Origin of the sequence: Kingella sp. (in: b-proteobacteria) (assembly GCF_030527935.1) — a bacterium.
GTDB lineage: Bacteria > Pseudomonadota > Gammaproteobacteria > Burkholderiales > Neisseriaceae > Kingella_B.
Window position 1 is genome coordinate 1 of the sequence record NZ_JAUMZV010000065.1, and the last position, 5790, is coordinate 5790.

Sequence of the window (5790 nt, forward strand, 5' to 3'; positions counted from 1 at the left end):
TGTATTCCCATTTAGGCAGCCTGAAAATAGTATTCCCATTTAGGCAGCCTGAAACGGGATTTTAACCGTTTACCAGCGATAATTCACGCCCAAGCGCACATCGCGCCCTGCTTCGGGCAAGGAGTTGCCGTTGGTGCTTTCGCGCTGGGTGTGCGATTTGTAGTATTTGTTGCCCACGTTGTTGATGGCAAAGTTCACATTCAAATTGTCTTTGTTGGGCAGCGGTTTCCAGTTCAGATAAATATCGTTCACGCCGTAGCCAGGGCGTTTGGTGCCACCGCCTGAACCGCGTTGATAGGCTTCGTGTTCGGTGCGTTGCACGAAGCGTCCGCGCCAGCCAATTTCCAGATTGGGGTTGTCAAATTGGTAAGACAAGCCTGCCGTCCATGTGCGCCCCACGGGAACAAACGTTACCAGCGAGTCAATATTGGTGCTGTCAATTTTGGGCTTGTTGTATGCCACGCCTGCGCGGGCGGTTAAACCGCGCCAGCGGTAGGATGTGGATAGCTCGTAGCCTTTGTTTTTCAGCGTGCCGCCGTTGTACGCCATAAAGCGACCGCGCCCAAGGCTGCGCCAAGCCTGCACGTCTTTGATTTGTTGGTAAAAATAGCTGGCTTCAATTAACAGCGCATCATTGAGTTTGTATTTCACGCCCACTTCGGCATTGCGCGCACGTTCGGCTTTCAAATCGGAGTCGGCAAGCGCGGTGCGGCTGCCTGAAAGCATCACTTCATACAATCTTGGGCTGCGGCTGGCGTAGTTTAAATTGGCGTTGAAAGATAAATCGGGCGTAGCGTCCCAAATCACGCCAATGCTGGGGTTCACTTTGCTGCCTGAGCTTTTGCTGTTGCCCGAGAATTGCGCTTTGTAGTGGTCGTAGCGCAAGCCTGTGGTCAGCGTTACGGGCGAAATATCCCAAATGCCTTCGGCGTAGATGCCGTGATCGGTTTTCTCTTCGTGCACGCGCCCGCCTCTTATGCTGTCGGGTTTGCTTTTTTGTTTACGCCAGTTCACGCCGTATTTGAGCGTGTGTTTGCCAAACAGCGGCGTTTCAAAGCCAACGTTTGCGCCGTGGGTAACGATTTTGTTGACCGTGGTGCTGGTTGCGCTGGGTTCTTCGCGCTTGATGTCTTGCACATACACATTGGCTTTCAGGCTGCCTAATGCGCCCAGTTGCCGCCCATCGTAGGCAAGGTTGGTGGTGTCTTGCGTTAAGATGCGATAGCGCGGCGCATTGGTGGCGATTCTACCCGCTTGGGCGAAGTCAAACTCTTCGCGCAAATTGCGTTCGCCATAGGTTTTTTCTTGGCGATGGCTTAATTCAACGCGATGGTTGTCGTTGAAGCTATAAGCAAATTTGGCGAGCAAGCCGCGTTGTCCAATCGCGCTGCCGTTCACCTTGTTGCCCGTTAAGCTGCGGTAGCCATTGCCCGCTTTGTAGTCTTTTTCGGTAACCCAGTTCGCGGTTACTAAGGCATCCAAGCCGCCCCAGCGTCCGTAAACGGTTGCGCCACGGTTGTAGCCTTTGTTGCTGCTCACGCCTGCGTTTAACTTGAAGCCCACATTTTGCCCATCGCGCAGCAAATCGGCAGCATCCGCGGTTTTGGCAACAATCGCGCCGCTGGTTGCGCCGATGCCTGCCGATGCCGAGCCTGTGCCTTTTTGCACGCCCACCACTTTCACCAAGCTGGGGTCTAACAAAAACCGCCCGTTGTGGTGGAAAATTTGCGAATCGGAATAAGTGTCGTCCACTTTCATGTCAATTTGGTCTTGCCCCATGCCGCGAATGGATACCCATTGCGATGTGGCATTGCCGCCGCCGAAGTTGATGGATGGCTCGTTAAACAGCACATCTTTCATGTCGGTGGACGTGGATTCATCCATTTTTTTGGTGGTTACGCGACGGGTGGACGTGTCGGCTTTCACCGTGATGTTTTGCAAGGATTGCTGATGCTCGGCAGGCGCATCATCGGCATGGGCATAGCCCGCTGCCAGCGCAAGGGTAAGCATGGAAAGTTTGAAAAGCGGTATTTTCATGGTTTTTCTCTCTCGTTTTGATTAAAGCAAATGAAAATAATTACCAATTATTTATTTTAACACGTTTTGACAAATGTAATGAATTAAAAACCATAGGGGTTGTGTGGAGATAGTTGGTGTGATGTGGCGAGCAAGATAGAGGCAGCCTGAAACGGTGTGTATGGTTTTTCAGGCTGCCTATGTTGGCGGATGGCGCGGGGTTGAGCGATGCGGGCGCAGGTTATAGTGGAATAAATCAAGAAATATTTCATTCAATCAACGCGTAGGGTGTGTGAACTTGTTCACGCACCGTTTAGCCAAGCCTAATGATGCGTGGCAAAGCCACACATCCTACCTGTGCCGTTTTTATTTTGGCTTACTATAATCTGGCTCGGCAAAGCCTAGCCGTCTGATTTCTTGCAAGCCTGCTAGCAGCGGTTGATGATGTTTTCAGGCTGCCTAACCATCCACATTCACCACCACGCCCTGCGCTGCGGCATTTTCGCGCTGGTCGTAGCGTTCAAATGTAATCTGCCGCTGTTTTTCGCTATAAGACAGTTTGCGCGTGAGGCTGCTGTGTTGCTGCAAGATTTGCGGCAGGGCGGCGCGGCGTTGCGCGCGGGGCAGCGCGTATAGGGCAAGGGCAGCCTGAAACGCGCGTTGCTGCATGGCGGTATCCAGCAGGCGTTCGCTGTACACGGCGTAGCTCGGCGCATCGTTATCCAGCAGCACGCAGCCGATGAAGTTGCCCCAGCAGGCAGGGCGCAGCGCAAGGTGATTTGCGGCGGGCGCGGGGTTTTCAGGCTGCCTATCTTGCGCGATGGCGGTTTTGCTCGCTTCGGTGCAATAGTGCGCGAGATTTTGGGCGTGCAAACGGCGCGTGTGCTCGGGCGAAAACAGCAGGCTTTGCGCGATGGGGCTGTGCACAAACGTCATCGCGTTGGCAGTGTCTTCGTCTGCGCCTTGCGTATCGCCTGCCAACCAGTTGCGCAGCATACCGTCAAAATAGCGAAATTCGCCCTGCATGGCGGCGCAGTTATCGGGCAGATGCGTTGCCCAATCGGGCTGTTCTGCCAGCATTTCTGCCGCCAGCGCGGTGTTACGCGCCACGATGGCGTTGCCAATCATGGTATCAATCAAGCCGCCGTGCGCGCGCAGCAACACGCGCCCTGTGTGGATATTGCGGCACACTCGCACTAGGGCGGCTTGCTGGCGATTTTCTGCCCAGTCCACCGCTGCGGCGGTGTGTTGCAGCGCAAGCGGGGCAAAAGGCGGCAAGGCATCGCGGGTTAAATCGTTGATAACGTAGTCAAAATTGTCGTATTGCGCCAGCGCATCGGCGTTGGCAAGCAGCTTGGCGGCTTGTTGCACGCTGGCGCGATAGGCGGGCAGATTTTGGCGCACGGCATCAAGGCAGCCTGAAACGCTGTCGCGCGGTGGGCAGGCTAGGCGGTCAAGCGGCGCATCGGGCAACTTGGCGGCGCGAATAGCGGCGGGCAAGGGCGCGGCGTTTTCGTTTGCCATGCCGCGCAAGGCATTGCTGCCGTATTGGGCGAGCCATTGGCGGCGCGTGGCGGCATCGGGCGTGTCGTAGTCCAACAAAAACAGCGCATCGCCGCCCGCGCTGAATGTGGCGGGGGCGATTTGCAGCAGGCGCAGGCTGTCATCGGCTTGGCGTTGTTCGTTTGCGCGGGCGATGTAGGAGATGGCAAGCAGCGCGACGGGAATTAGGATAAGCGCGGTTAGGGCGGCGAGAATAAGCTTTTTCATGGCGTGTTGTGGGGTGGGTTTCAGGCTGCCGTGGGAAATGGCGCAAAGGTGTTTCTACACCTAAACACTACGAGAAATAGTCAATTCTTCGTCATTCCCGCGCAGGCGGAAATCTTGGTTGAGTTTATGCAATGAACTGTTTTTACGAAAAGTTCTGAATATCAAACAAGATTCCCGCCTACGCGGGAATGACGGCATTTCTTATTTTTCAGGCTGCTGCTGGGAGTTTTGCAACGGTTTCAGGCTGCCTATTTTACCTTTGCGCTAAGGATATAGGCGCATCGTCTGCTACAATTCCGCGCCGCAGCGGACGTATGCTGAACAACGCCCTTAGAACCTGTATTCACTATTTGCATAGGCAGATTTGATGACATAAAAGCGCGGATACAAGGCAAAAAGCGCAGCAAGGTTGGACACCTTGCGCGCATTTTTAACGCAGTAGCCGCGTTTTTAGGGCATAAAAGATGCCTATGAGAATAGTGAATACAGGTTCTTATTATTGTCCGCTGTGTATTTATCCCCCCAACCCAGCTTTCAGGCTGCCCATGAAACTCCTAAAAGATAGCCTTATCTACCTTATCGGCGAACTCGCCGCCAAAGCCCTGCCCTTTTTGCTGCTGCCGTATCTCACGCGCAAATTTGGTGCGGCGGGCTTTGGCGATTTGTCGTATTGGCAAACGCTGTTTTCCCTGCTGATTATCGTGTTGAGCCTAAGCCAAGATGGTGCGCTCACACGCTATTTTTATGTGTACGGCAAGCGCAATTTGCCCAGCGTGATGCTGGCGGGCTATGGCTACACCGCGCTGGTTACGCTGATTGCGCTGGGCGTTGCCGCTGCCGCGCAGTCCATCAACCTTGCTGCGGTAACGTGCGCCGCCGCCGCGCAAAGTGTTTTGGGCGTGCAACTTGCCTATCGCCAATGCCAAAAACGCGCCTTGTCCTACACGCTTATCCAAACCGCCAGCGGCGTGCTCACCAGCTTGCTCACCGTTGCGCTGCTGGAAACCACCCACGCCGCGCCCATTGCCGTCCGCTTTGCCGCGCTGCTGCTGGGCAACGCCGCCGTCTCGCTCGCCGCCTATGCCGTCATCCCCAAAAATCCGCACCGCCCCAGCCTGCGCCGCCTGTTTCAGGCTGCCCAATACATCTTTGCCTTTGGTTTACCGCTGGTGCTGCACCACGCCAGCGGCTTTATCAAAGGGCAGCTAGACCGCATCGTTATCCATCAACACTACGCCCCCGAGCAGCTTGGCATCTACGCCGCAGGCTTGCAGCTTGCCAGCATACTCAGCATTTTGCTGCTCGCCGCCAACAAAGCCATCGTGCCGCATTATTATCAAGCCATCAAACAAGGCAGCCTGAACGCCGCCAAAATCCGCCGCCTTGCCCTTGCCAGCCTTGCCGCCAGCCCCATCCCCGCCGCGCTGGCGTGGCTGCTGCCCAATGCTTTGTTTACATGGCTGCTGGGCGCGCCCTACGCAGGCAGCCAGTATTACGCCGCGCTGTTTCTGCTCGGCTTCGGGCTTACGCTGCCCTATTATCTGCTGGTGAACCATCTGTTTTACCACGGCAAAAACCAACGCATCGCCGTGATTTCCGTGCTGTCCACGCTGGTTTACCTTGCCGCGCTGTTTGCCACCGCCCGCATCGGCATCCAATGGATACCGCTGGCGATGATTGCAGGCAATGCCGCGATATTGCCGATATTGTTTGTTAATGTGAAAGATTAGGCAGCCTGAAAGCCAGTTTAGCCGTAGGGGGTGCAGCTTGGCGGCGCACGCGGTTGGCAAGGCAGCCTGAAACCTTTGTTCAACCCGCAACCGATGGCGCGGCGGCTCGCAGCCATTTTGCCCACCCACGCAACCCTGTTTACACCACACACCATTTGGCGACGAGCCGTCGCCGCTCCATTTTCAGGCTGCCTTACATTTGTCTAACATGAGTGGCAGCCTGCGGAGCGTAGCGGAGTTGCGAAGCTAAAACGATTAGGCAGCCTGAAAACAA

The 5790-nt window shown here is 55.4% G+C and carries 6 protein-coding genes; 3 read left to right on the forward strand and 3 right to left on the reverse strand.

Translation table 11 applies throughout. From position 1 onward, the window contains the following. Window positions 1-69: 69 nt before the first annotated feature. The 3 genes from Q4A85_RS13015 to Q4A85_RS13025 all read right to left on the reverse strand — a co-directional run bounded on the left by Q4A85_RS13015 (window position 70) and on the right by Q4A85_RS13025 (window position 3786). On the reverse strand, window positions 70-2037 hold the full coding sequence (locus Q4A85_RS13015) for a TonB-dependent siderophore receptor (RefSeq protein ID WP_303111027.1): 1968 nt from the start codon (window positions 2035-2037) through the stop codon (window positions 70-72). A gap of 83 nt (window positions 2038-2120) precedes the next feature. Then, window positions 2121-2288 (reverse strand): hypothetical protein, encoded by a 168-nt coding sequence (locus tag Q4A85_RS13020; RefSeq protein WP_303111029.1) that lies wholly within the window; start codon window positions 2286-2288, stop codon window positions 2121-2123. A gap of 187 nt (window positions 2289-2475) precedes the next feature. Further along, the gene (locus Q4A85_RS13025) at window positions 2476-3786 is read right to left on the reverse strand and encodes a hypothetical protein (RefSeq protein ID WP_303111030.1); all 1311 of its coding nucleotides are present in this window, start codon (window positions 3784-3786) and stop codon (window positions 2476-2478) included. A 188-nt stretch (window positions 3787-3974) separates the two neighbouring features. On the opposite strand from Q4A85_RS13025, the gene Q4A85_RS13030 reads away from it, so the two are divergent. The 3 genes from Q4A85_RS13030 (at window position 3975) to Q4A85_RS13040 (ending at window position 5723) form a co-directional block, all read left to right on the forward strand. Next, entirely contained in the window at window positions 3975-4154 is a 180-nt protein-coding gene (locus Q4A85_RS13030) for a hypothetical protein (RefSeq protein ID WP_303111032.1), read from the forward strand. Between the two features lie 177 nt (window positions 4155-4331). Further along, window positions 4332-5516: an oligosaccharide flippase family protein gene (locus Q4A85_RS13035; protein ID WP_303111034.1), complete on the forward strand. Its 1185-nt coding sequence runs from the start codon at window positions 4332-4334 to the stop codon at window positions 5514-5516. 30 nt (window positions 5517-5546) lie between these two features. Then, the gene (locus tag Q4A85_RS13040; protein ID WP_303111036.1) at window positions 5547-5723 is read left to right on the forward strand and encodes a hypothetical protein; all 177 of its coding nucleotides are present in this window, start codon (window positions 5547-5549) and stop codon (window positions 5721-5723) included. Window positions 5724-5790 lie beyond the last annotated feature (67 nt).

Bases quoted from the DNA above. Each gene is read 5' to 3' on its own strand.
- Q4A85_RS13015 (WP_303111027.1), bottom strand. From the start codon at position 2,037: ATGAAAATACCGCTTTTCAAACTTTCCATGCTTACCCTTGCGCTGGCA.
- Q4A85_RS13020 (WP_303111029.1), bottom strand. From the start codon at position 2,288: ATGAAATATTTCTTGATTTATTCCACTATAACCTGCGCCCGCATCGCT.
- Q4A85_RS13025 (WP_303111030.1), bottom strand. From the start codon at position 3,786: ATGAAAAAGCTTATTCTCGCCGCCCTAACCGCGCTTATCCTAATTCCC.
- Q4A85_RS13030 (WP_303111032.1), top strand. From the start codon at position 3,975: ATGACGGCATTTCTTATTTTTCAGGCTGCTGCTGGGAGTTTTGCAACG.
- Q4A85_RS13035 (WP_303111034.1), top strand. From the start codon at position 4,332: ATGAAACTCCTAAAAGATAGCCTTATCTACCTTATCGGCGAACTCGCC.